The organism is Streptomyces sp. NPDC038135 (assembly GCF_055601245.1).
The window spans coordinates 223206-248120 of record NZ_JBVJXS010000003.1 but is presented as its reverse complement, the minus strand read 5'-3'; the positions used below and the strand labels follow the sequence as shown (position 1 = coordinate 248120).

Genomic DNA, 24915 nt, shown 5'->3' with positions numbered 1-24915 from the left:
CCCTCACCCGTGTTCGCACGGGCTGCCCCACCTCGCGCTCCCGGAGTGACCCTTGGCCACGGTTGACACCGCACCGGCGGAACCCCACGCACCCCCCGTTCCACCGCGACCCTGCGTGCCCCAGGTGCAGCGGCCGCGTGCGGCGGCCGTCCCGGGACAACCGCGACCCGCGGCCGGCCCAGGACGCGCACGGCCTCCGGAGGTGCCGGAGCAGCCGCAGGCGGCGACCCTCATCGGCTCCGTCCAGCGGGCGATGCGCCTGCTGGAGACCGTCGCGGTCCACGAGTACGGCGCCCCCGCCAAACAACTCGCCCGCGAGACCGGCCTCGCGCTGCCCACGGCCTACCACCTCCTGCGCACCCTGGTGCACGAGGGCTATCTGCGCCGCGACAAGGGGCTGTTCTTCCTCGGCGACGCGGCCGAGCGGCTGAGCAGCAGCGGAGCGCAGCAGAAACGTCGCGGCACGGTGGCCGACACCCTCGCCTACTGGCGCGACTCCCTCGGCGCCCCGGTGTACTACGCCCTGTACCGGGCCGGTGAGATCGAGGTCGTGTGCGTCTCCGACTCGCGGGAGACCCCCGCGGTCGAGGAGTGGGCCGACTTCCGTGAGACCGGGCACGCGCACGCCATCGGGCAGTGCCTGCTCTCCCAGCTGGACGAGGAGGCCCGCCGGGACCACCTGAGCCGCTACCCGGTGCGGTCCTTGACGCCGTACTCGGTGCGGGACGACAACGCCCTGCTGCGCCGGCTGGCGAGAACGCCGCGCATGGAGCCGGTGGTGGAGCGGCAGGAGTACGCGCTCGGGACGGTCTGCGCGGCGATCCCCATCACGGTGGGCACGACGGCAGCCGCGATGGCCATCTCACTCCCCGTACATCAGAGCGAGCAGCTGCTGCCCGCGGCCCTGCGGCTGCAGGCCGGGATCGGGCGCCATCTGGGCGCGCTGTCGCTCTCTATCAGTATCTGAAATCTCACTCCTTGTGATCTGTCGTGCACGTTGAGCAAGATTTGAGTCACAGTCGAGGGGGATCATTCCCGGCCGGTCGACGTCATATGACGGGGTAGGCGATGCGCGAATCCGTACAGGCAGAAGTCATGATGAGTTTTCTCGTGTCCGAGGAGCTCTCCTTCCGCATCCCGGTGGAGTTGCGTTACGAGACCTGTGATCCCTACGCCGTGCGGCTCACCTTCCATCTGCCCGGTGACGCCCCGGTGACCTGGGCCTTCGGGCGGGAGCTCCTGATCGACGGAGTCGGGCGGCCGTGCGGGGAGGGTGATGTCCACATCGCCCCCGCCGACACCGAGATGCTGGGCGAGGTGCTGATCCGGCTTCAGGTGGGCAGCGACCAGGCCCTGTTCCGCTCCTCGACGCCGCCGCTCGTGGCCTTCCTCGATCGCACGGACAAGCTGGTGCCGCTCGGGCAGGAGGGCGCGCTGGCCGACTTCGACGCACACCTCGACGAGGCTCTGGACCGCATCCTGGCCGAGGAGCAGAGCGCCGGCTGACGGTCCGTGGGCGGCGGGGCGCCGGACGCGCGCCCACCCACTGCCGCCCGGGACACCGCAGGAACGCTTCTTCGGTGGTGTGCCGGCCTGCTGCCCCGCTCAGCGCTTCCGACGTCGTCCCCGGCCGCCGCGTGCCGGGGCGGGCAGCGCCTCGGAGCCCGCACCACCGGCCGGCCCGGTCCGGTCGGCCGACACCACGAGGGCGGCGAGGGCGGTGGTGACCGGGACCGAGGCCACCAGCCCGATCGAACCCACCAGCGTGCGCACGATCTCCTCGGCGACCAGCTCGCTGTTGGCCACCGTGCCCACGCTGCTCTGCGCGATCGAGAACAGCAGGAGCAGCGGCAGCGCGGCACCGGCGTAGGCCAGGACGAGGGTGTTGACGACCGAGGCGATGTGGTCGCGGCCGATCCGGATGCCCGCCCGGTACAGCTCACGCCAGCCCATCGCCGGGTTCGCCTCGTGGAGCTCCCAGACCGCGGACGTCTGGGTCACCGTCACATCGTCCAGGACACCCAGCGAACCGATGATGACCCCGGCCAGCAGCAGACCGCTCATGTCTATCGACGGGAACAGGCCGTGGATCAGTCCGGTGCTGTCGTCCGTGTTGCCGGTCAGCGCGGCCCAGTCGATGAACCCGGAGCCGAGCACGCCGATGAGCAGCAAGGAGGCAAGGGTGCCGAGCACCGCGACCGACGTACGCGCCGATAGGCCATGGCACATGTAGAGCGCGATGAGCATGATGGCGCTCGACCCGACGACCGCCACCACGAGTGGATTCGAGCCCTGCAGGATCGCGGGCAGGATGAAGAACGTCAGCACCATGAAGCTCACGGCCAGCGCGACCAGGGCCATGACCCCGCGCAGCCGGCCCACCACCACGACGGCGAGCGCGAAGACGCCCGCCAGCAGCGCCATGGGGAGCTTGCGGTTCACATCGGTCACCGAGTACTGCAGGTCCTTCGGCGCCGAGGGCTCGTAGGCGACCACGACCTTCTCGCCCTCGTGCAACTGCCGTGACTGGTCCGGCTGCACGATCTCGGTGAAGGTCCGGCCTTGGTCCTTGCCGGTGTCGACCCGGATCGTCGCCTTCCTGCAGGTGCCGTTGGCCTCGTGCTGGGCCGAGCCGTCCCCTGGTGCGGAGCTACCGCCCGCCGCCGTACCGCCCGAGGCGGTGGCCGACTTGCAGCTCAGCTCGGTCACCTGGGTGACCGTGGCCTGCTGCGTCTGCCTGTCGAAGCCGACACCGGTGCGCTCGTGCGGCGGCGCTCCTCCGGGCCACAGAATCACCAGGCCCACCACGACGGCGGCGGTGAACGGGACGAGGATCGCCGCGATCACCTTGCGCAGGTGCTTCGAAACAGGCGCGGCTGGTCCGTGGTTGTGACTATGACCGTGTGAGTGGCCATGGCCATGGCCATGGCCTGGTTCGGAGCCGCCGTGGCGCGGCGGCTCGGAGGGCGGGTACGGGTGCTGCTCCGTCGTGGTCACCGCCCGATCATCGCAAGAACGACGGGGGCCCACTGTTCACCGCGCCCGAACTGACGCTAGCGTGGAGGCACCTTTGCACACGCGGGAGCTCGGAGCACCGGGCTGAGAGGGCGCTGACCTCCGTATACGCGATGTTTCACGTGGAACGCGATTCCCCGGGAGACATCCGGAAACGGAAGCCGCTGCGTCGACCGCCGAACCTGTTACCGGGTAATGCCGGCGTAGGGAGTAGGTCTCATGACCAACAAGGACGCACGCACGCCTGCCTCCGTTCAGGACGAGAAGTCCCCGGAGGCCGGACAGTCCGTCGGCTGGCACAAGGCGTACATCGAGGGTTCACGCCCCGACCTGCGCGTGCCGGTTCGTCAGGTGCACCTCACCAACGGGCAGTCGGTCACGCTGTACGACACCTCGGGCCCGTACACCGATCCACTCGTCGGCACCGATGTCCGCCGGGGCCTGTCGCCGCTGCGGGAGAACTGGATCACCGCCCGCGGTGACACCGAGGAGTACGCGGGCCGTCCCGTCCGCCCCGAGGACGACGGAATCAAGCACACCTCGCCGCGCGGCGGACTGCGCAACCTGGACGCGGTGTTCCCCGGGCGCCCACGGCAGCCGCGCCGCGGCCGTGAGGGTCAGGCGGTCACCCAGCTCGCGTACGCGCGCCGAGGCGAGATCACGCCGGAGATGGAATACGTGGCCATCCGGGAGAACGTCTCTCCCGAAGTGGTCCGTGAGGAGATCGCGGCGGGCCGCGCGGTGCTGCCGGCCAACGTCAACCACCCGGAGATCGAGCCGATGATCATCGGCAAGCGCTTCCTGGTGAAGGTGAACGCCAACATCGGCAACTCCGCGGTCACCTCCTCCATCGAGGAGGAGGTCGAGAAGATGACCTGGGCGACGCGCTGGGGCGCCGACACGGTCATGGACCTCTCCACCGGCCGCAACATCCACACCACCCGCGAGTGGGTGCTGCGCAACTCCCCCGTCCCCATCGGCACCGTTCCGCTCTACCAGGCACTGGAGAAGGTCGACGGCAAGGCCGAGGAACTGACCTGGGAGATCTACAAGGACACCGTCATCGAACAGGCCGAGCAGGGCGTGGACTACATGACCGTCCACGCCGGCGTGCGCCTGCCGTATGTGCCGCTCACCGCCAACCGCAAGACGGGCATCGTGTCGCGGGGCGGCTCGATCATGGCGGCGTGGTGCCTGGCGCACCACAAGGAGTCGTTCCTCTACGAGAACTTCGAGGAGCTCTGCGAGATCCTTGCCGCGTACGACGTCACGTACTCGCTGGGCGACGGGCTGCGGCCCGGCTCGATCGCGGACGCCAACGACGAGGCGCAGTTCGCGGAGTTGCGCACGCTCGGGGAACTCAACCGGATCGCCAAGCGTTTCAACGTACAGACCATGATCGAGGGCCCGGGCCATGTCCCGATGCACAAGATCAAGGAGAACATCGACCTTCAGCAGGAGATCTGCGATGAAGCTCCGTTCTATACGCTCGGCCCGCTGACCACGGACATCGCGCCGGCCTACGACCACATCACCTCCGGCATCGGCGCCGCGATGATCGCCTGGTGGGGCACGGCGATGCTCTGCTACGTCACGCCCAAGGAGCACCTGGGCCTGCCCAACCGTGACGACGTGAAGACCGGGGTCATCACCTACAAGATCGCCGCCCATGCGGCGGACCTCGCCAAGGGGCACCCGGGCGCTCAGGAGTGGGACGACGCGCTGTCCGACGCCCGCTTCGAGTTCCGGTGGGAGGACCAGTTCAATCTCGCCCTGGACCCGGACACGGCACGGGAGTTCCACGACGAGACCCTGCCGGCCGAACCCGCCAAGACGGCCCACTTCTGCTCCATGTGCGGGCCGAAGTTCTGCAGCATGAAGATCTCCCAGGACATCCGCCGGGAACACGGCGGCACCCGGGCCGAGGTCGAGGAGGGCATGGCTCAGAAGTCGAAGGAGTTCGCGGCGTCGGGCAACCGGGTGTACCTGCCGATCGCCGACTGATCCGGCCGCGACGGGCGCCGGCCAGGGTCCGGCCGGCGCCCCGTGGCGGGGCGCGGGCCGGCTATTCCGGCTGGTGCTCCGGGCCGCCGAAGTCGGGACTGGTGTAGTCGGGGCTGCTGAAGCTCGGACGGCCGGAGACGGAGCCGTCGTCCGGGCTGCTGAAGCCGGGGCGGCCGTAGCCGAGACGCGGCATGCGGTTCGTCGGAGCGGCGGGCGCGGTGCGGTGCAGCGGCTCCGTACCGGGCTGCGCCAGGGCGTCCCGCAGGAACGGCAGGACACCGCGTTCCAGCAGGGCTTCCTGCCAGGCCTCTCTGGCCCTGCTCACCTCCGCGTCGGCCGCGTCATGGGCTCCGGCTTCCGCGGCCGCACTGTTGCGCAGGGCGGTGAGCAGCAGCCCGGCACCGGCGACGACGATCGCGGCGGCCGTCACGGCGCCGAACACCCAGCCCGCGGTGAGCATCGTCTGGGCGAAGGCCTGGCCGGGGGCCAGCATCTTCAGGATGTAGCCCACGAGCAGGAAGATCGCCGCGGCCGTCCCCGCGAGGACGGGCGCCAGCACCGCGACCACGGCGACGGCACCCGCGCCGGTCGTCTCGGCGGCCTCGCCGAGGGCGGTGGCGAGACCCACCGGGCCCGCGCCCGGTTCCGCGGAACCGGTGTCGTCGGCGGCCGAGGGGATGGACGGCGCCGGGCGGCGCAGTTCCTCGCGGGCCTTCACGTAGTGCTGGTACTCGGTCGCCGCGGCCGCCGTGATGAGCGCGGTGGCGTTGAGTGCCATGGTGCGCAGTTGTTCCGGGTTGAGCCGCTGTCCGACAGCGGCGAGTTCGGGTCGCTGGGGTGCGGAGCGCAGCGCCTCATCGAGGATCCGCTCGAATTCCTGGCGGTCCTCGCTCAGCAGGTGCTGCGGAACGCTGTTCATGTGCATCCCCCGATGCTCCGTAGGGCTTGGGGCTCGCACGCCGGCGAGCCGTCGGGCAGAAACGGAGGGGAGCCTGCTACGGATAAGCCGATGGTAGAGCCGTCACACCACGCGGTGACAGGGGGTTGCCGGAAATTGGGTGCCGACCTGGTCGCATCCGGACGGACCCGATCAGTGCCGTGAACGCTCAGACGCTCAGCGGTAGTTGCTGCACCAGCAGCTTCCCGGCCATGGTCACGCCGCCGTCCATGGCGATGGCGAGCCCTTCGGCGTAGATGTGCGGTCCCTCCACCGAGGGGCCCTCGTCCTCCTCGGTGTCCTCGGAGCCGACCTCGCCGAGCAGGTAGGGAATGGGGCTGTGACCGTGAACGACGCGGGTGCCGCCGTACGTGTCGAGGAGGGAGCGCACGGCTTCCGCGCCGCCCTCGTCGCGGAAGGAGAACCGCTTGGTGAACTTGCGGAACAGGTCCCAGACCTCGTCCGCGTCGTTGCGGGTGATGGTCTCGCGGACGGTGTCGTTGACCGCCTCGATCGAGTCGCCGTAGTCGAGGTAGGCGGTCGTGTCGGAGTGGATGAGCAGATGCCCGTCGACCTCCTCCACGGCGTCGAGACGGGACATCCACTGCAGGTGGTGGTCCTGGAGGCGGTCCATGTCGGTCTTCTGGCCGCCGTTGAGCAGCCAGGCCGCCTGGAAGGTGGCGGTGCCCGCGCCGGAGTGGACCGGGGTGTCGCCGAACCGCTTCGCGCCGAGCAGCAGCAGCTCGTGGTTGCCCATGAGGGCCTTGCAGTAGCCGCCGGCGGCCGCCGCCTCGGCGGACAGCCGCATGACCAGGTCGATGACGCCGATGCCGTCGGGGCCGCGGTCGGTGAAGTCGCCGAGGAACCACAGCCGGGCCGTGCCCGCGCTCCACCTGCCCTCGGCGTCGACCAGCCCCTTCTCCCGCAGGGCGGCCAGCAGTTCGTTCAGGTAGCCGTGGACGTCGCCCACGACGTACAGCGGGCCCGGACCGGTCGACGGCTGCGGGTCCGGAGCCGCCGGGCCCGGCTCGACGGACACCTGCAGCGTGTCGCCGCGGTTGATCACGGGCAGGTCGCGCTGGGTGGGCGTGTAGCCCTCGGGGTAGGCCTCGTCCATCGGCGGCACGGTGTCACCCGGGTGGGTGCGGACGTACGGACCGGTCTCGTTGACGTACGCGGGCACCCGGAAGTCGCGCAACGTCGCCGTCCGCTCCGTCTCGGGTCCCTGACCGGCCCCCTGAGTCATCAGACCCCTCCACCATCGCGCCGCAACTGCACCGCTTCGGACTGCCTGGTCGCAGCGGCCCCGCGGTGTCGTGGGCCCATCATAGGAATGCGCGTCGCTCCGTGTGATGACCCAGGGGTGGTGAATCGGAGCGAGACGACAGTTCACCGCGGCTTTCGTTCCGTTTGGGCGGGGTTTCGACTGGTTGCCCGACAGCGGTGATCCGTGCCGCGCGACGGCCGGCCGTTCCGTCCCGGGGGGGAGCCGATCGCGCGTCGCGGCGCCGGGCGGGCGGGTGGGCCGCGCGGGGGCCCGGCCCCGACGCTCCGGACCTCAGTGTCCCCCTCGCCTCCGTGTCCCCCCAAAGGCGGCCATCCCGTGGTGTCCCCGGTCGGCCGCCGGGCGGAGACCCGTCTGCTACCCCCGCTCCGGGGCCCGCGGCGGGCTGACGGTCGTGCGGGGAGGCCGTCGCTGGGATGAGGTACGCACGATCAGCTCCGTCGGTATCACCTGTTCGACGGGCTGGTCCGACTCGACGCCCTCGATGGCGTCGATGAGCAGCTGCACCACGGCCGTACCGATCCGGCGCGGCTTCAGGGAGAGCGTGGTGATGGGCGGCTCGGTGTTGGCGTACACCGTGGACTCGCTGCAGCACACCAGCAGCAGGTCGTCGGGGACGCGCAGGCCGTAGCGCCGGGCTGCGGCGAGGAGGTCGGTGCCGTTGGGATCGAAGAGGCCGTACACGGCGTCGGGCCGGTCGGGCCGGGCGAGCAGCCGGTCGGCGGCAACGGCGCCCGCACAGGGGTCGTGCGCGGGGTAGGCCTCGTAGACCGGGTCCTGGCCGACCCGCTCGCACCAGCGCAGGTAGGCGGTGGTGGACAGATGGGTGTACGTGTCCGTCGTGGTGCCGGTGAGGAGGCCGATGCGGCGGGCGCCGGCGTCGGCGAGGTGGTCGAGGATGTCGAGGACGGCGGCCTCGTGGTCGTTGTCGACCCAGGCGGTGACCGGGAGCGAGCCGGCCGGGCGGCCGTCGGACACGACCGGCAGGCCCTGCCGGACGAGCTCGCTGACCACCGGGTCCTGGTCGGAGGGGTCGATGACGACCGTGCCGTCCAGGGCGACGTTGGACCACACGTCGTGGCGGGAGGTCGCGGGCAGGATGACCAGGGCGTAGCCGCGGGCGAGCGCGGCCGAGGTGGCGGCCCGGGCCATCTCGGCGAAGTAGGCGAACTCCGTGAAGGTGAAAGGTTCATCCCCGTACGTCGTCACGGTCAGGCCGATCAGCCCCGACTTGCCGGTACGGAGGGTGCGGGCGGCGGCCGAAGGGCGGTACCCCAGCCGGTCGGCGACCTCGCGGACATGGCGCCGGGTGGCGTCCGGGAGCCGGCCCTTGCCGTTGAGGGCGTCGGACACGGTCGTGATGGAGACCCCGGCGGCGGCGGCCACGTCTCTGATGCCCGCCCGGCTCGGCCGGCTTCCTCGCCGTGAGGTTTCCGCGCGGCTCACCTGGTGCTTCCCTGCTGCTGTCATGGCGAGCCGATAGTAGGGCTCATGCGGTGGGGTAGTGCGGACGCATATGCACGCGTTGACAGGCACGTTTCTGCATGGCTGTGGACGGCTAACTGCCTTGGAAACAAAGGTAGTTGAACGATCCAATGATAGGACGTGACGTGCCGACGGGTGTGGGCCTGCCGAGGGGCCGATGTCTCGAACAGGTCTCAACTCACCTGCACGAGGGATGCGCGCCAGGGCGTGAGCCACCGGCGCGTAGATATATGTGTGGCGCGCCCCCTGGAACGTACGCCTTCGTACGGTGATGCCCCTGATGCCTGTGTGACGGAAGAGGCGGGACTCCCGTCCTCCCGCACCTGTACGCAGCGGGACCGAATCCTCATAAGGTGTTGAGTATTGGAAGCCGGCGGCGTCGACGGGTCGCCGGTGGTCGCGAGGAGGACTGCGGTGAGCGAGACGAGCCCCAAGCTGCGCGCCGAGCTGGAGGGTATCCCCACCTACAAGCCGGGCAAGCCGGCCGCGGCCGGCGGGCCGGTCGCCTACAAGCTGTCCTCCAACGAGAATCCGTATCCCCCGCTCCCCGGCGTCATGGAGAGCGTGACCGCGGCCGCCTGCAACTTCAACCGCTACCCGGACATGGCGTGCAGCGGGCTGATGGAGGAGCTGTCTGAGCGGTTCGGCGTCCCGCTCGCCCACCTGGCCACCGGGACCGGTTCGGTGGGCGTCGCCCAGCAGCTGATCCAGGCGACCAGCGGGCCCGGCGACGAGGTGATGTACGCCTGGCGCTCCTTCGAGGCGTACCCGATCATCACGCAGATCAGCGGGGCGCGCTCGGTCCAGGTGCCGCTCACGCCCGGCGACGTGCACGACCTGGACGCCATGGCGGACGCGATCACCGAGCGGACGCGTCTGATCTTCGTCTGCAACCCCAACAACCCGACCGGCACTGTGGTGCGGCGAGCCGAGCTGAAACGGTTCCTCGACCGGGTGCCCAAGGACGTGCTCGTGGTGCTGGACGAGGCCTACCGTGAGTTCATCCGCGATCCCGAGGTGCCCGACGGCGTCGAGCTGTACAGGGAGCGGCCCAATGTCTGCGTCCTGCGCACGTTCTCCAAGGCCTACGGTCTCGCCGGGCTGCGCATCGGTTTCGCGATCGCGCATGAGCCGGTGGCGGCGGCGCTGCGCAAGACGGCGGTGCCCTTCGGCGTCAGCCAGCTCGCGCAGGAGGCGGCGATCGCCTCGCTGCGGGCCGAGGACGAGCTGCTCGGCCGGGTCGGCTCGCTGGTGTGCGAGCGCAAGCGGGTGGTCGACGCGCTGCGCGCGCAGGGCTGGACGGTGCCGGAGACCCAGGCCAACTTCGTGTGGCTCCGGCTGGGGGAGCGCACGGTCGAGTTCGCCGCGGCCTGCGAGCAGCACGGTGTGGTGGTCCGGCCGTTCCCGGGCGAGGGCGTGCGGGTGACGGTCGGGGAGACCGAGGCGAACGACATCTTCCTCAAGGTCGCGGAGGCGTTCCACAGGGAGAGCTGAGAACGGACGGTCGGCGGCTGAGCGCTGTCGGCCACGACTGGGCCCCGCCATGTGCGGGGCCCTTTTCGTTGATCCGTTCTGCCGTGGGCGTACGAGGGGTACCCCCATGCGGTTGCCGAATACCAGTGCGTCATAATGGCTTGTGAATGTGAACGCGTTCACAAGCGCGTCCCGATTGCTCCTGTATGTGCGGAACAAAGGGAGCAAACCGCCGCTGTACCACGGCGTAGTAAGGAGAGTGACGACGTGGACCTGGCTCTGGCGCCGGAGACACTGGCGCGCTGGCAGTTCGGCATCACCACCGTCTACCACTTCCTGTTCGTCCCCCTGACGATCTCCCTGGCCGCGCTGACGGCCGGGCTGCAGACGGCGTGGGTGCGCACGGAGAAGGAGAAGTACCTCAGGGCGACGAAGTTCTGGGGCAAGCTCTTCCTGATCAACATCGCGATGGGTGTGGTCACCGGCATCGTGCAGGAGTTCCAGTTCGGCATGAACTGGTCGGACTACTCGCGCTTCGTCGGTGACATCTTCGGTGCCCCGCTCGCCTTCGAGGCCCTGATCGCCTTCTTCTTCGAGTCCACGTTCATCGGCCTGTGGATCTTCGGCTGGGACAAGCTGCCCAAGAAGATCCACCTGGCCTGCATCTGGTTGGTGTCGATCGGCACGATCCTGTCGGCGTACTTCATCCTCGCGGCCAACTCCTGGATGCAGCACCCGGTCGGCTACAAGATCGACAAGGTGCGGGGACGGGCCGAGCTGACCGACTTCTGGGCCGTGCTGACCCAGAACACCGCGCTCAGCCAGGCCTTCCACACCCTGTCCGCCGCCTTCCTGACCGGTGGCGCGTTCATGGTGGGCATCGCCGCCTACCACCTGGCACGCAAGAAGCACGTCCGCGAGATGAAGACCTCGCTGCGGCTCGGTCTGATCACCGTGGTCATCGCCGGCCTGCTCACCGCGGTCAGCGGTGACGTGCTCGGCAAGGTCATGTTCAAGCAGCAGCCGATGAAGATGGCGGCCGCCGAGGCGCTGTGGGACGGGCAGGCACCTGCGCCGTTCTCCGTCTTCGCCTACGGCGACGTGGAGAAGGGCCACAACAGCGTGGCCGTCGAGATCCCGGGCCTGCTGTCCTTCCTCGCCAACGACGACTTCACCTCGTACGTGCCCGGCATCAACGACGTCAACAAGGCGGAGCAGCAGAAGTTCGGGCCCGGCGACTACCGGCCCAACATCCCGGTGACCTTCTGGGGCTTCCGCTGGATGATCGGCTTCGGCATGGCCTCCTTCGCCATCGGCCTCGCCGGGCTCTGGCTGACCCGCAAGAGGTTCATGCTGCCGCAGCACCTGCGGGTGGGCGACGACGAGGTGCCGCACCTGGTCCTGCTCCCCAACAAGGCACTGGGCCCGAAGCTGACCACCTGGTACTGGCGCATCGCGATCTGGACCCTGGCCTTCCCGCTGATCGCCAACTCCTGGGGCTGGATCTTCACCGAGATGGGCCGGCAGCCGTGGGCCGTCTACGGCGTCCTGCAGACCCGAGACGCGGTCTCCCCCGGCGTTTCCCAGGGCGAGGTCCTCACCTCGATGCTCGTCTTCACCGCGCTGTACGCGATCCTCGCCGTCGTCGAGGTCAAGCTGCTCGCGAAGTACGTCAAGGCCGGCCCGCCCGAGCTGACCGAGGCCGACCTCAACCCGCCCACGAAGATCGGCGGCGACTCCCGTGACGCCGACAAGCCGATGGCCTTCTCGTACTAGGCCGAGGGGACAGTCATGGAACTTCACGACGTCTGGTTCGTCCTGATCGCCGTCCTGTGGACCGGCTACTTCTTCCTGGAGGGCTTCGACTTCGGCGTCGGCATCCTTACCAAGCTGCTGGCCCGCGACCGGCCCGAGCGCCGTGTGCTCATCAACACCATCGGGCCCGTCTGGGACGGCAACGAGGTGTGGCTGCTCACGGCGGGCGGCGCGACCTTCGCCGCCTTTCCGGAGTGGTACGCCACGCTCTTCTCCGGCTTCTACCTTCCGCTCCTGGTCATCCTGGTCTGCCTGATCGTCCGGGGTGTCGCCTTCGAGTACCGGGCCAAGCGGCCCGAGGAGAACTGGCAGCGCAACTGGGAGACGGCCATCTTCTGGACCTCGCTGGTCCCGGCGTTCCTGTGGGGAGTGGCCTTCGGCAACATCGTGCACGGCGTGAAGATCGACCGGAACTTCGAGTACGTCGGCGGCCTCCTGGATCTGCTCAATCCGTACGCCCTGCTCGGCGGCCTGGTGACGCTGACGCTGTTCACCTTCCACGGGGCGGTGTTCACCGCACTGAAGACCGTGGGTGACATCCGGCTGCGGGCGAGGAAGCTGGCGCTGCGGGTCGGGCTCGTCACCGCCGTGGTGGCGCTCGCCTTCCTGCTGTGGACGCAGGCCGAGAGCGGTGACGCCAAGAGCCTGGTGGCGCTGGTCGTGGCGGTCGTCGCCCTGGTGGCGGCGCTGGTGGCCAACCAGGCGGGGCGCGAGGGATGGTCGTTCGCGCTGTCCGGCGTGACGATCGTGGCGGCCGTGGCGATGCTCTTCCTGTCGCTCTTCCCGAACGTCATGCCGTCCACGCTGCAGAGTGACTGGAGCCTCACGGTCACCAATGCGTCGTCGAGCCCGTACACCCTGAAGATCATGACCTGGTGCGCGGCCATCGCCACCCCGCTCGTGCTGCTCTACCAGGGGTGGACCTACTGGGTGTTCCGCAAGCGCATCGGTACGCAGCACATAGCCGACGCCGCGCACTGAGACCCGCCGAGGGTGTGTTTCACGTGAAACGCACCCTCCGGATGGAAGGGCATGTTTCACGTGAAACCGATCGACCCGCGCCTGCTGCGATACGCCCGTGCCACCCGTCTCTTCCTGGTGGCGGTCGTCGCTCTGGGAGCCGTCGGGGCCGGGCTGGTCATCGTCCAGGCGATGCTCATCGCCGAGGTGGTCACCGGGGCGTTCCAGCGCGGCCAGGCGAGTGCCGAACTGCGCACGCCCCTGCTGCTGTTGGCCTCCGTCGCCGTGGGCCGGTCGGTCATCGCATGGCTCACCGAGCTCGCGGCGCACCGGGCCAGCTCGGCCGTGAAGTCGGAACTGCGCGGGCGCATCCTGGACCGTGCGGTGCAGCTGGGTCCCGGCTGGCTCGGCGGGCAGCGGACCGGCTCGCTGGTCACCCTGGCCACGCGCGGAGTCGACGCCCTCGACGACTACTTCTCCCGCTACCTCCCCCAGCTGGGGCTCGCGGTGGTCGTCCCGGTGGCCGTGCTGGCGCGCATCGTGACCGAGGACTGGGTCTCGGCGGCGATCATCGTCGCCACCCTGCCGCTCATCCCCCTCTTCATGATGCTGATCGGCTGGGCCACCCAGTCCCGTATGGACCGTCAGTGGAGGCTGCTGTCCCGGCTGTCCGGTCACTTCCTGGACGTGGTCGCGGGGCTGCCCACGCTGAAGGTGTTCGGCCGGGCCAAGGCACAGGCCGAGTCCATCCGGCGGATCACCGGGGAGTACCGCCAGGCCACCATGCGGACCCTGCGGATCGCCTTTCTCTCCTCGTTCGCCCTGGAGTTGCTGGCCACGCTCTCGGTCGCGCTGGTCGCCGTGACGATCGGCATGCGCCTCGTCCACGGCGACATGGACCTGTACACCGGGCTGGTCATCCTGGTGCTGGCACCTGAGGCCTATCTGCCGCTGCGTCAGGTGGGGGCGCAGTACCACGCGGCGGCGGAGGGGCTGGCCGCTGCGGAGGAGATCTTCGCCGTGCTGGAGACACCGATGCCGGCGTCCGGCACGGCGCCGGTGCGTTCGGGCGCCATCGCTTTCGACGCGGTGACCGTGCGCTATCCCCAGCGCTCGGCCGACGCCCTGACGCGTGTGTCCTTCACCGTGGAGCCCGGGGAGACCGTGGCCCTGGTCGGACCGAGTGGCGCGGGCAAGACGAGTCTGCTGAACGTGCTGCTGGGCTTCGTCCGTCCCGTCGACGGCCGGGTGCACGTCGCCGGGACCGACCTCGCCGACCTCGACCTCGCGCAGTGGCGCTCGCGGATCGCGTGGGTGCCGCAGCGGCCGCACCTGTACGCCGGGACCATCGCGGAGAACGTACGGCTGGCCCGGCCCGAGGCGGACGACGACGCCGTGCGCCGGGCGCTGCGGGACGCGGGTGCGCTGGAGTTCGTGGACGCGCTTCCCGAGGGCGCCGGGACGGTGCTCGGCGAGGACGGCGCGGGACTGTCCGCCGGCCAGCGCCAGCGGCTCGCGCTGGCCCGTGCCTTCCTCGCCGACCGGCCCGTCCTGCTGCTGGACGAACCGACGGCCGCGCTGGACGGGGCGACGGAGGCCGACGTCGTGGCAGCGGTGCGGCGGCTGGCGGTCGGCCGCACGGTGCTGCTGGTGGCGCACCGACCGGCGCTGCTGGAGGTGGCGGACCGGGTCGTCCGGCTGGACGTCCCCGAGCCGCCCGCCGTCGGGACGGCCGCCGCTGTGACGCCCGCCGCCGGCACCGGCGGTTCCGGCGGGCGCCCGGCCGAGGGGAGCGGCCCGGCCGGGACGGAGCCGGACACCGGTGTCCCGGCACGGGGCGGCCGGATCCTGTCCCGGGTGCGGGCCCTCGCGGGTCCCCGGCGCGGCCGGCTGCTGCTCGCGCTGCTGCTCGGCGCTCTGGCGCTGGGCAGCGCGGTCGGACTGATGGCCACCTCCGGCTGGCTCATCTCCCGGGCCTCGCAGCATCCGCCGGTGCTGTATCTGATGGTGGCCGTGACGGCGACGCGGGCGTTCGGGATCGGCCGGGCCGTCTTCCGGTACGCCGAGCGGCTCGTCTCGCACGACGCCGTGCTGCGGATGCTGGCCGACACCCGCGTCGCCGTGTACCGGCGGCTGGAGCGGCTGGCGCCCGCCGGTCTGCGGACGGCCCGCCGCGGCGACCTGCTCACCCGGCTGGTCGCCGACGTCGACGCGTTCCAGGACTACTGGCTGCGCTGGCTGCTGCCCGCCGGGGTCGCCGCCGCCGTCTCCGCCGTCTCCGTCGCCTTCACGGCCTGGCTGCTGCCCGAGGCCGGTGCCGCCCTCGCCGCGGGTCTGCTCCTGGCGGGCGCCGGTGTCCCCCTGGTCACCGCCGCCACGGCCCGGCGCGCCGAGCGGCGACTGGCGCCCGCCCGCGGTGCGCTCGCGACCCGGGTGACCGACCTGCTCACCGGCACCGCCGAACTGACGGTCGCCGGCGCCCTGCCGGCCCGCACCGCAGCGGCCCGGCGGGCCGACGGCACGCTCACCCGGATCGCGGCGCGCGGAGCGACCGCCACCGCCCTGGGCGACGGGCTCACCGCACTGGTCTGCGGGCTGACCGTCACCGCGACCGCGTGGCTGGGCGCCCAGGCGGTGGCCACGGGCCGGCTCGGCGGAGTGGCGATGGCCGTGGTGGTGCTCACTCCGCTGGCCGTCTTCGAGGCCGTACTGGGGCTGCCGCTCGCCGTGCGGCATCGCCAGCGGGTGCGCCGCAGCGCGGAGCGGGTGTTCGAGGTGCTCGACGCCCCGGAGCCCGTCACCGAGCCGGAGCGGCCGCGGCAGGCCCCCGTCTCGCCCTTCCCGCTCGTGGTCCGGGACCTGACCGCCCGTCACCCGGGCCGGCACCGCGACGCCCTGGTCGGACTGGATCTCACCCTTGAGCGCGGGCGGCGGATCGCCGTGGTCGGCGCGTCCGGTTCCGGGAAGACGACCCTCGCGCAGGTGCTGCTGCGGTTCCTCGACGCCGGGGCGGGCTCGTACACGCTCGGCGGTGTGGACGCCTACGCCCTGGACGGCGACGACGTGCGGCGGCTCGTCGGACTGTGCGCCCAGGACGCCCACCTCTTCGACAGCACGGTGCGCGAGAACCTGCTGCTCGCCCGGAGGGACGCCGACGAGCCCGGACTGCGGGACGCGCTGTCCCGGGCCCGGCTGCTGGACTGGGTGGACGGACTGCCGGACGGGCTGGACACGCTCGTCGGCGAGCACGGGGCCCGGCTGTCCGGCGGTCAGCGGCAGCGCCTCGCCCTGGCCCGCGCGCTGCTGGCCGATTTCCCGGTGCTCGTGCTGGACGAGCCCGCCGAGCACCTGGATCTGCCGACGGCCGACGCGCTCACCGCGGATCTGCTGGCCGCCACCGAGGGCCGTACGACGCTGCTGATCACCCACCGGCTGGCCGGGCTCGACGCGGTGGACGAGGTGGTCGTACTCGCCGAGGGCCGGGTGGCGCAGCGGGGAACGTACGCGGAACTGGCCGCCGTGGACGGGCCGCTGCGGACGATGGCCCGCCGGGAGGCGGCCGCCCAGTCGCTGGTGGCGGCGCGCTGAGGGGCGCGCCGGGACAGGTACGGCCGGACCGGGCGGGCGTCAGTCCCGTTCGGCCAGCAGCCGCTCGATGACGACCGCCACGCCGTCCTCGTTGTTCGCGACGGTGCGGCCGGAGGCGGCGGCGACGACGTCCGGGTGGGCGTTGCCCATCGCGTACGACCGGCCCGCCCAGGTCAGCATCTCGACATCGTTGGGCATGTCGCCGAAGGCGACGACCTCCTCGTGCGAGATGCCGCGCTCGGCGCAGCACAGGGCGAGGGTGCTGGCCTTGGAGACGCCGGGGCCGCTGAGTTCCAGCAGGGCGCTGGGGCTGGAACGGGTGACGTTGGCGCGCTCGCCGACCGCCAGCCGGGCCAGCGTGAGGAAGGCGTCCGGGTCGAGGTCGGGGTGGTAGGCGAGGATCTTCAGGACCGGCTGGTCGGAGTCCGGGCCGTCGGCCGCGAGCAGGTCCTCCGCGGGCAGCAGGTTGTCCGGCGTCTCCATGTGCAGCTTGGGATAGGCGGGCTCCTGGTGGAAGCCGTACGTCTGCTCGACCGCGAACACCGTGCCGGGGGCCGCGTCGCGCAGCAGCCGCACGGCGTCCAGCGCGTTCCGGCGGGCCAGTTCCCGCACCTTCACGAACCGGTGGGTGCCCGGGCCGCCGTGCAGGTCGACCACGGCGGCGCCGTTGCCGCAGATCGCCAGACCGTGGCCGTGCACGTGCTCGCTGACGACGTCCATCCACCGGGCCGGCCGGCCGGTGACGAAGAAGACTTCGACGCCCGCCTCCTCCGCGGCGGCCAGTGCGGCGACCGTCCTCGGGGAGACCGACTTGTCGTCACGCAGGAGGGTGCCGTCGAGGTCGGTGGCGATCAGCCGCGGCCGAAAGGCGGCGGCCGGGGTCCCGGGCTGTCTGGTCGCTGAGGTCACCCGGCCATTCTGGCGCATATGCCCGCACGCCCGTGCGAGAGTCCGCACAGATGAGTCCACCGACACACCACAGTCGGCCGACGGACGACGTCCGCGCCCCCGCATCAGGCGAGCTGGGCGAGGCCTTCCATGGCGATCCGCTCGAAGACCTTCTCGTCCGCGGCGAAGTCGGAGTCCGGGATCGGCCAGTGGAGCACGATCTCGGTGAAGCCCAGCTCCCGGTGCCGGCCCGCGAAGTCCACGAACGCGTCCAGCGACTCCAGCGGCCTGCCGCGGTCCGGGGTGAAGCCGGTGAGCAGCACCTTGTCCAGCTCGGCCACGTCCCGGCCGGCCTCCGCGCAGGCCGCGGCCAGCTTCTCGGTCTGCCCGCGCAGTGCGGCGACGGACTCCTCAGGGGTGCCGTTCTCGTACAGCTTCGGGTCGCCGGTGGTCACCCATGCCTGTCCGTACCGCGCGGCGAGCCGCAGCCCGCGGGGGCCGGTGGCCGCCACGGCGAAGGGCAGCCTGGGCCGCTGCACACAGCCGGGGATGTCGCGCGCCTCCACCGCCGAGTAGAACCGGCCCTCGTACGTCACGGAGTCCTCGGTGAGCAGCCGGTCGAGCAGCGGCACGAACTCGGCGAACCGGTCGGCACGCTCGCGCGGCGTCCACGGCTCCTGGCCGAGGGCGGTGGCGTCGAAGCCGGTGCCGCCCGCGCCGATGCCCAGGGTCACGCGGCCGCCGGAGATGTCGTCCAGGGAGATCAGTTCCTTGGCGAGGGTCACCGGGTGCCGGAAGTTCGGGGAGGTGACCAGCGTGCCCAGACGCAGCCGGCCGGTGACGCCCGCGGCGGCGGTCAGGGTCGGCACGGCGCCGAACCACGGGCCGTCGCGGAAGCTGCGCCAGGACAGGTGGTCGTAGGTGTACGCGGTGTGGAAACCGAGCTCCTCGGCCCGTACCCAGGCCACGCGGCCGCCCTCGCTCCAGCGGCGGTACGGCAGGATCACGGTGCTCAGACGCAGACTCATGGGTCCGAGCGTACGGGGGCGCCCCGGCAACGGCCGAAACCGGTCACCGTCCGGGGCCGCCGGGCGACACGAAGGGCCGGGTCCCGCGCGAGGGCGCCGGCCGGCGGTCAGTGCGCGGCGGGGAAGCGCAGGTAGCCGGGCGGTACCGCCCGGGTGAGCCACACCCCGTTCGCGCTGACGTGGAAGACGTGGCCGTCGCGGTGCATGGCGCCCGCGTCCACGGCGAGGACGACGGGCCGGCCGCGGCGGGCGCCGACCCGGGTCGCGGTCTCGCGGTCGGCGGACAGGTGGACGTCGTGCCGGTTCATGGGCCGCAGGCCCTCGGCGCGGATCGCGTCCAGGCTGCGGGCGACGGTGCCGTGGTAGAGGTACGGCGGCGGGGACGCGGGGGGCAGGCCGAGGTCGACCTCGACGCTGTGTCCCTGGCTGGCGCGGATCCGGGTGCCCTCCACGGCGAAGCGCCGTTTGTCGTTGGCGGCCACCACATGGTCGAGTTCCCCGCGGGTGAAGCGGAATCCGTGCGCGGCGGCCGCGGCGATCAGGGTGTCGATCTCGACCCAGCCGGCCGGGTCCAGCGTGAGGCCGATGCGCTCGGGCTGGTGGCGGAGGTGTTTCGAGAGGTACTTCGACACCTTCACGGTGCGTCTGTCGTCCATCCCTCCAGGGTGCGGGAGAGACGCGGATCACGCAGGTGGTTTTCCGTCTCGAGGTTTGGTCCACAGACAACTGGCGTTATCCACAAGCTGTTTGGGCAACTTGTGGACAACGAGCGGGCGATGCGCGCGCTTTGATCGCCTACTGCCCCCAGTCGTCCCGTCTTCTCACAGTCTCGGGTTCACGCGGGCCAGCCTGCGCAGCGCGCCCGGCAGGAACCGGGACAGGAGATGGGCGCCCCGGGCTTCCGGGGTCACCGGGACCATCGCCCTGTTGTGGGCCACCGCGTCCAGGACGGCGTCCGCGACCTTCTCCGGCGGGTAGTTGCGCAGGCCGTACAGGCGGGCGGAGCGCTGCCGGCGGCGGCGTTCCTCGGCCTCGTCGACGCCGGTGAAGCGGGCCGTGGCGGTGATGTTGGTGTTGACCAGCCCCGGGCAGACGGCCGTGACCCCGATGTCCCGTCCGGCGAGTTCGGCCCGCAGGCACTCGGAGAGCATCAGCACCGCCGCCTTGGAGGTGCTGTAGGCGGGCAGCGCCCGGGACGGCTGGTAGGCGGCCGCCGAGGCGATGTTGACGATGTGGCCGCCCTGCCCGCGCTCGGCCATGCGCGCGCCGAAGAGCCGGCAGCCGTGGATGACACCCCACAGGTTGACGCCGAGCACCTGGCGCCAGTCGTCGGTGGTCGTGGTGAGGAAGGAGCCCGAGAGGCCGATGCCCGCGTTGTTGACCAGGACGTCCAGGACGCCGTACGTGCCGTGCACCCGCTCGGCCAGCTGCTCCATGGCCTGCTCGTCCGAGACGTCCGCGGTCTCGGCCCAGGCCTCGGGGGCGCCGATCAGCCGGGACAGTTCGGCGGTGCGGGCGGCCGCCTCGGCGTCGCGGTCGACGGCCACCACCCGTGCCCCGGCCTCGGCGAAGGCGAACGCCGTGGCCCGGCCGATGCCGCTGCCCGCGCCGGTGACGAGCACCAGCTGCCCGCCGAACCGGTCCGCGTGGCGGCCGGCGGCCTTCGGCTCCGGCCGCCCGCCCTCGACGCTCGAGACGAACTCCCCGATCCAGGAGGCCACCTGGTCGGGCCGGGTGCGCGGGATCCAGTGCTTGGCGGGCAGCGTACGGCGGGTCAGCCGCGGCACCCATGCGTCCAGGTCGTCGTAGAGCCGCTCCGACAGGAACGCGTCGCCCTGGGGCGTGATCAGCTGCACGGGGGCGTGCGCGAACGCGTCCGGGCGGGGCCTGCGCAGGCGGGCGCGGACGTTGTCCCGGTACAGCCAGGCGCCGTGCGCCGCGTCGGAGGGCAGCGACGCGGTCGGGTAGTCACCGGCGGGGACCTTCTCGGCCCGCTCCAGGATCCGGGGCCAGCGCTTGCCGAGTGGACCCCGCCAGGCCAGTTCCGGCAGGGCGGGGGTGTGCAGCAGGTAGACGTACCAGGACTTGGCGCCCTGACCGAGGAGCTGGCCCACCCGGCGGGGCGTCGGACGCTTCACGCGCGCGTTGATCCAGTGCCCGAAGTGGTCGAGCGACGGCCCGGACATGGAGGTGAAGGAGGCGATGCGGCCCTCCGTGCGGCCCACCGTGACGAACTCCCAGGACTGCACCGAGCCCCAGTCGTGGCCCACCAGGTGCACCGGCCGGTCCGGGCTCACCGCGTCCACCACGGCCAGGAAGTCGTCGGTGAGCTTGGCCAGGGTGAAGCCGCCGCGCAGCGGCTTCGGCGCCGTGGATCGGCCGTGGCCCCGGACGTCGTACAGCACCACGTGGAAGCGGTCCGCGAGGCGTGCGGCCACCTCCGACCAGACCTCCTTGCTGTCCGGGTAGCCGTGCACCAGCACCACCGTGGGCGCCTGCGGATCGCCCAGCTCGGCCACGCACAGCTCGACCCCTCCGGTGTCCACCCGGCGCTCACGCGCCCCCTTCAGCGTCACTTCGCCTCCGCCCAGCGCCGCACGTGCGGCAGATCGTCGTCCAGCCAGAAGGCGCTCTCCGCGGGGTCCCGGGAGTCGGTGACCACCAGGATCTCCTCGAACTTCGCGCCGGTACCCCGGAACCCGAGGTGGGGTTCGACCGCCCACAGCCCCGGCCGCGGCGGGTGGTCGGAGAAGCGGTACGGCGACCACAGGGGCGACCAGCCCTCGCGGTGGCCGTGCAGGGCGTCGGCGGCGAGCCCCTTGAGGGACTGCGTGCCGAAGCCGAACAGATGCGGAGAGAAGCGGCGGGCCCGCACCCGGTCCACCTTGTGGGCGATCACCCCGAAGGGGTACGCGCGGTGCCGGTTGGCGTAGCCCTGGCGCACCATGAGGCGGTCCACGTTCTGGTAGATCTCGCGCAGCGGGCGCCGCTCGCGCACCTCCCGCAGGATCAGCTCGCGGTGCGCCTCCAGATCCGCCGTCAGCCGCTCCTGCACCGGGTTGACGCCCAGCGAGCCCGAGTAGCCGATGTCCGCCGTGCACCCCTCGTACACCGGGGCCATGTCCAGGATGAACGGCATCCCGGGCTCCAGCCGGCGGCCGGTCGGGAAGAACTGCAGCGGCAGGCGGAAGTCCACGAACGCCGTGCGGTCGCCGAACCAGGCGAAGGGGAGGTGGAACCAGTCCCGCACCCCGCGCTCCCGCAGCCACTCCCGCTGCATCCGGGCCGCCTCGCGCTCGGTGACGCCCGGCTCCAGACGTGCCGCGACGGCCTCCGCGCACTCGTAGGCGAGGCGCTGCACCCGCCTGAATCCCCGCAGCTCCGCGGAGAGTTCGCTGCTCACTGCCGTCGTCATGCCGCCCCGTCCGTCGACTGCGCTACGCGTCCGTAACTTGACACCGGCGAATGTTCCAGTTGTTAGAGGCGGCGTCAATAGGGTGGATCAAGGGCTGGGGACGACGGACGGCGCAGGGCCGCCGGGTAGGTCCGGGGCAGGGGATCGCTCAGGGTGCCGTCCTCCTGGAGTCTGACGTGAAGACGGCTCTGAGGTCTGACGACCGGCGTGGCAGGCGTCACTACCTTCGTAGCGTGACTGTGATCGCGACCGAGAGCCTGAGCAAGCGGTTCCCCCGGGTGACCGCGCTCGACCGGCTGTCCATGGACATCGGACCCGGTGTGACCGGACTCGTCGGGGCCAACGGCGCCGGCAAGTCCACCCTGATCAAGATCCTGCTGGGTCTGTCCCCCGCCACGGAGGGCCGCGCCGCCGTGCTCGGCCTCGACGTGGCGACCGAGGGCGCCGCCATCCGCGAGCGGGTGGGCTACATGCCGGAGCACGACTGCCTGCCGCCCGACGTCTCGGCCACCGAGTTCGTCGTGCACATGGCGCGCATGTCCGGCCTGCCGCCCACCGCGGCGCGTGAGCGCACCGCGGACACCCTGCGCCATGTCGGTCTGTACGAGGAGCGCTACCGCCCCATCGGCGGCTACTCCACCGGCATGAAGCAGCGGGTGAAGCTGGCGCAGGCCCTGGTGCACGACCCGCGGCTGGTCTTCCTGGACGAGCCGACCAACGGCCTCGACCCGGTCGGCCGCGACGAGATGCTCGGCCTGATCCGCCGCATCCACACCGACTTCGGCATCTCGGTCCTGGTCACCTCGCACCTGCTGGGCGAGCTGGAACGCACCTGCGACCACGTCGTCGTCATCGACGGCGGCAAGCTGCTGCGCTCCAGCTCCACCACCGACTTCACCCAGACCACGACCACCCTCGCGATCGAGGTCACCGACAGCGACAGCCACCCGGACGGCACCCGCGCGGTCCGCGAGGCGCTTCTCGCGCGCGGGGTGGACACCCACGACGAGGGCGGCGGCCTGCCGGGCGCCGGACGCATCCTGCTGCTGACCGCCCCCGGCGAGGAGACGTACGACCTGGTGCGCGACGTCGTCGCCGACCTCGGTCTCGGGCTGGTGCGCATGGAGCAGCGCCGGCACCACATCTCCGAGGTGTTCACCAGCAGCGACGAGCAGCGGAAGGAGGCCGTCGGCCATGGCGGTTGAGCAGCCCGCGCCGGTGACCGCCGGCGGCGACCAGTCCCGCATCCACGACATCGGCTACCGCGGTTACGACGGCCCGCGGCTCGGCCGCGCCTACGCCCGCCGCTCGCTGTACTCGCAGTCCCTGCGCGGCGCCTACGGCCTCGGCCGCTCGGTGAAGTCCAAGGTGCTGCCGATGCTGCTGTTCGTGGTGATGTGCGTGCCCGCGGCCATCATGGTGGCCGTCGCGGTGGCCACCAAGGCGCACTCCCTGCCGCTCGCCCACGCCTACACCCGCTGGGCGATCGTCATGCAGGCCGTGATCAGCCTGTACGTCGCCTCGCAGGCGCCCCAGTCCGTCTCCCGCGACCTGCGCTTCAAGACCGTGCCGCTGTACTTCTCGCGGCCCATCGAGACCGCCGACTACGTGCGGGCGAAGTTCGCCGCGCTCGCCTCGGCCCTGTTCGTCCTCACCGGCGCTCCCCTGCTGGTCATGTACGCGGGCGCGCTGCTGGCCAAGATGGGCTTCGCGCAGCAGACCGAGGAGTTCGCCCAGGGACTGGTCTCCGTGGCCCTGCTGTCCCTGCTGTTCGCCGGGATCGGCCTGGTCATCGCCGCCGTCACCCCGCGCCGCGGCTTCGGCATCGCCGCCGTGATCGCCGTGCTGACCATCTCCTACGGAGCCGTCTCCACGCTCCAGGCCATCGCCGACGTGCAGGGCAGCACCGGCGCCGTGCCGTGGATCGGCCTGTTCTCGCCGGTCACCCTGATCGACGGCGTCCAGTCCGCGTTCCTCGGCGGCGACTCCGGCTTCCCCGGCGGCACCGGTCCGACCGGCGGCGAGGGCGTGGTGTACGTCCTGGTCGCGCTCGGCCTGATCGCCGCGTGCTACGCCCTTCTGATCCGCCGCTACAAGAAGGTGGGGCTGTGACGACCCTCAGCATCGACCACGTCTCCCGCTGGTTCGGCAACGTGGTCGCCGTCAACGACATCACCATGACCATCGGCCCCGGGGTCACCGGCCTGCTCGGCCCGAACGGCGCGGGAAAGTCCACCCTCATCAACATGATGGGCGGCTTCCTCGCCCCCTCCACCGGCTCGGTCACCCTCGACGGGCAGCCGGTGTGGCGCAACGAGGCCATCTACCAGCACATCGGCATCGTCCCCGAGCGGGAGGCGATGTACGACTTCCTCACCGGCCGCGAGTTCGTCGTCGCCAACGCCGAGCTGCACGGACTCGGCGCCAAGGCCGCCCAGCGGGCGCTCGCCACGGTCGAGATGGAGTACGCGCAGGACCGGAAGATCTCCACGTACTCCAAGGGCATGCGCCAGCGCGTGAAGATGGCCTCCGCGCTGGTCCACGACCCCTCGCTGCTGCTGCTCGACGAGCCGTTCAACGGCATGGACCCGCGCCAGCGCATGCAGCTCATGGACCTGCTGCGGCGGATGGGCGACGAGGGCCGCACGGTGCTGTTCTCCTCGCACATCCTCGAGGAGGTCGAGCAGCTCGCCCGGCACATCGAGGTGGTCGTCGCCGGCCGGCACGCCGCCAGCGGCGACTTCCGCAGGATCCGCCGCCTGATGACCGACCGGCCGCACCGCTACCTGGTGCGTTCCAGCGACGACCGCGCCCTCGCGGCCGCGCTGATCGCCGACCCGTCGACGTCCGGCATCGAGGTCGACGTCGCCGAGGGCGCGCTGCGCATCCAGGCCGTCGACTTCGGCCGCTTCACCGCGCTGCTGCCGAAGGTCGCCCGGGACCACGGCATCCGGCTGCTCACGGTCTCGCCGTCCGACGAGTCCCTCGAGTCCGTCTTCTCGTATCTGGTCGCGGCGTAGGA

General features: G+C 71.4%; 19 protein-coding genes. 10 read left to right on the top strand and 9 right to left on the bottom strand.

Annotation, left to right across the window (positions count from 1 at the left end):
* Positions 1-52 precede the first annotated feature (52 nt).
* Both ACZ7JA_RS09565 and ACZ7JA_RS09560 read left to right on the top strand, forming a co-directional pair.
* Positions 53-967 (top strand): IclR family transcriptional regulator, encoded by a 915-nt coding sequence (locus tag ACZ7JA_RS09565; RefSeq protein ID WP_389300159.1) that lies wholly within the window; start codon positions 53-55, stop codon positions 965-967.
* 101 nt (positions 968-1068) lie between these two features.
* The gene (locus ACZ7JA_RS09560) at positions 1069-1506 is read left to right on the top strand and encodes an SsgA family sporulation/cell division regulator (RefSeq protein ID WP_351661658.1); all 438 of its coding nucleotides are present in this window, start codon (positions 1069-1071) and stop codon (positions 1504-1506) included.
* Positions 1507-1605: 99 nt separating this feature from the next.
* On the opposite strand, the gene ACZ7JA_RS09555 is transcribed toward ACZ7JA_RS09560, so the two are convergent.
* Positions 1606-2997, bottom strand: coding sequence for a YibE/F family protein (locus ACZ7JA_RS09555; protein WP_470807834.1), 1392 nt, complete (start codon positions 2995-2997; stop codon positions 1606-1608).
* Positions 2998-3234: 237 nt separating this feature from the next.
* Here ACZ7JA_RS09555 and thiC point away from each other — a divergent pair, with 237 nt between their 5' ends.
* Positions 3235-5019, top strand: a complete 1785-nt coding sequence (gene thiC / locus ACZ7JA_RS09550; RefSeq protein ID WP_351661652.1) for a phosphomethylpyrimidine synthase ThiC — start codon at positions 3235-3237, stop codon at positions 5017-5019.
* A 61-nt stretch (positions 5020-5080) separates the two neighbouring features.
* On the opposite strand, the gene ACZ7JA_RS09545 is transcribed toward thiC, so the two are convergent.
* From ACZ7JA_RS09545 to ACZ7JA_RS09535, 3 genes are all read right to left on the bottom strand, one after another.
* Positions 5081-5944, bottom strand: a complete 864-nt coding sequence (locus tag ACZ7JA_RS09545; RefSeq protein ID WP_470807833.1) for a hypothetical protein — start codon at positions 5942-5944, stop codon at positions 5081-5083.
* Between the two features lie 181 nt (positions 5945-6125).
* Positions 6126-7202, bottom strand: a complete 1077-nt coding sequence (locus ACZ7JA_RS09540) for a metallophosphoesterase (protein ID WP_389300151.1) — start codon at positions 7200-7202, stop codon at positions 6126-6128.
* A gap of 396 nt (positions 7203-7598) precedes the next feature.
* On the bottom strand, positions 7599-8711 hold the full coding sequence (locus ACZ7JA_RS09535; protein WP_351661644.1) for a LacI family DNA-binding transcriptional regulator: 1113 nt from the start codon (positions 8709-8711) through the stop codon (positions 7599-7601).
* A gap of 429 nt (positions 8712-9140) precedes the next feature.
* Between ACZ7JA_RS09535 and hisC the strand changes: the two genes are divergently transcribed.
* The 4 genes from hisC (at position 9141) to cydD (ending at position 16562) form a co-directional block, all read left to right on the top strand.
* Positions 9141-10220 (top strand): histidinol-phosphate transaminase, encoded by a 1080-nt coding sequence (gene hisC / locus ACZ7JA_RS09530; RefSeq protein ID WP_470807832.1) that lies wholly within the window; start codon positions 9141-9143, stop codon positions 10218-10220.
* 246 nt (positions 10221-10466) lie between these two features.
* Entirely contained in the window at positions 10467-11975 is a 1509-nt protein-coding gene (locus ACZ7JA_RS09525; RefSeq protein WP_389300144.1) for a cytochrome ubiquinol oxidase subunit I, read from the top strand.
* A 15-nt stretch (positions 11976-11990) separates the two neighbouring features.
* Positions 11991-12995: a cytochrome d ubiquinol oxidase subunit II gene (cydB, locus tag ACZ7JA_RS09520; protein ID WP_389451829.1), complete on the top strand. Its 1005-nt coding sequence runs from the start codon at positions 11991-11993 to the stop codon at positions 12993-12995.
* 51 nt (positions 12996-13046) lie between these two features.
* Positions 13047-16562 carry a thiol reductant ABC exporter subunit CydD gene (cydD, locus tag ACZ7JA_RS09515; protein WP_470807831.1) on the top strand — a complete coding sequence of 1172 codons (3516 nt, stop codon included), beginning with the start codon at positions 13047-13049 and terminating at the stop codon, positions 16560-16562.
* A gap of 39 nt (positions 16563-16601) precedes the next feature.
* Here cydD and ACZ7JA_RS09510 read toward each other — a convergent pair whose 3' ends face one another.
* The 5 genes from ACZ7JA_RS09510 to ACZ7JA_RS09490 form a co-directional block, all read right to left on the bottom strand.
* Positions 16602-17489 (bottom strand): Cof-type HAD-IIB family hydrolase, encoded by an 888-nt coding sequence (locus ACZ7JA_RS09510; RefSeq protein ID WP_351661631.1) that lies wholly within the window; start codon positions 17487-17489, stop codon positions 16602-16604.
* An 86-nt stretch (positions 17490-17575) separates the two neighbouring features.
* Positions 17576-18478 carry an LLM class flavin-dependent oxidoreductase gene (locus tag ACZ7JA_RS09505; protein ID WP_470807830.1) on the bottom strand — a complete coding sequence of 301 codons (903 nt, stop codon included), beginning with the start codon at positions 18476-18478 and terminating at the stop codon, positions 17576-17578.
* Between the two features lie 107 nt (positions 18479-18585).
* Positions 18586-19134: an RNA 2'-phosphotransferase gene (locus ACZ7JA_RS09500; protein ID WP_470807829.1), complete on the bottom strand. Its 549-nt coding sequence runs from the start codon at positions 19132-19134 to the stop codon at positions 18586-18588.
* A gap of 165 nt (positions 19135-19299) precedes the next feature.
* On the bottom strand, positions 19300-21054 hold the full coding sequence (locus ACZ7JA_RS09495) for an SDR family oxidoreductase (RefSeq protein WP_351661623.1): 1755 nt from the start codon (positions 21052-21054) through the stop codon (positions 19300-19302).
* Positions 21051-21893 carry a M24 family metallopeptidase gene (locus ACZ7JA_RS09490; RefSeq protein WP_470807828.1) on the bottom strand — a complete coding sequence of 281 codons (843 nt, stop codon included), beginning with the start codon at positions 21891-21893 and terminating at the stop codon, positions 21051-21053. Before ACZ7JA_RS09490 ends, ACZ7JA_RS09495 begins: the two co-directional genes overlap by 4 nt.
* A gap of 239 nt (positions 21894-22132) precedes the next feature.
* Between ACZ7JA_RS09490 and ACZ7JA_RS09485 the strand changes: the two genes are divergently transcribed.
* From ACZ7JA_RS09485 to ACZ7JA_RS09475, 3 genes are read left to right on the top strand one after another with little or no spacing between them, the layout of a single operon-like run.
* On the top strand, positions 22133-23098 hold the full coding sequence (locus tag ACZ7JA_RS09485; RefSeq protein ID WP_351662153.1) for an ABC transporter ATP-binding protein: 966 nt from the start codon (positions 22133-22135) through the stop codon (positions 23096-23098).
* Entirely contained in the window at positions 23088-24005 is a 918-nt protein-coding gene (locus ACZ7JA_RS09480) for an ABC transporter permease subunit (RefSeq protein ID WP_351661618.1), read from the top strand. Before ACZ7JA_RS09485 ends, ACZ7JA_RS09480 begins: the two co-directional genes overlap by 11 nt.
* The gene (locus ACZ7JA_RS09475) at positions 24002-24913 is read left to right on the top strand and encodes an ABC transporter ATP-binding protein (protein WP_351661615.1); all 912 of its coding nucleotides are present in this window, start codon (positions 24002-24004) and stop codon (positions 24911-24913) included. Before ACZ7JA_RS09480 ends, ACZ7JA_RS09475 begins: the two co-directional genes overlap by 4 nt.
* Positions 24914-24915: the final 2 nt, after the last annotated feature.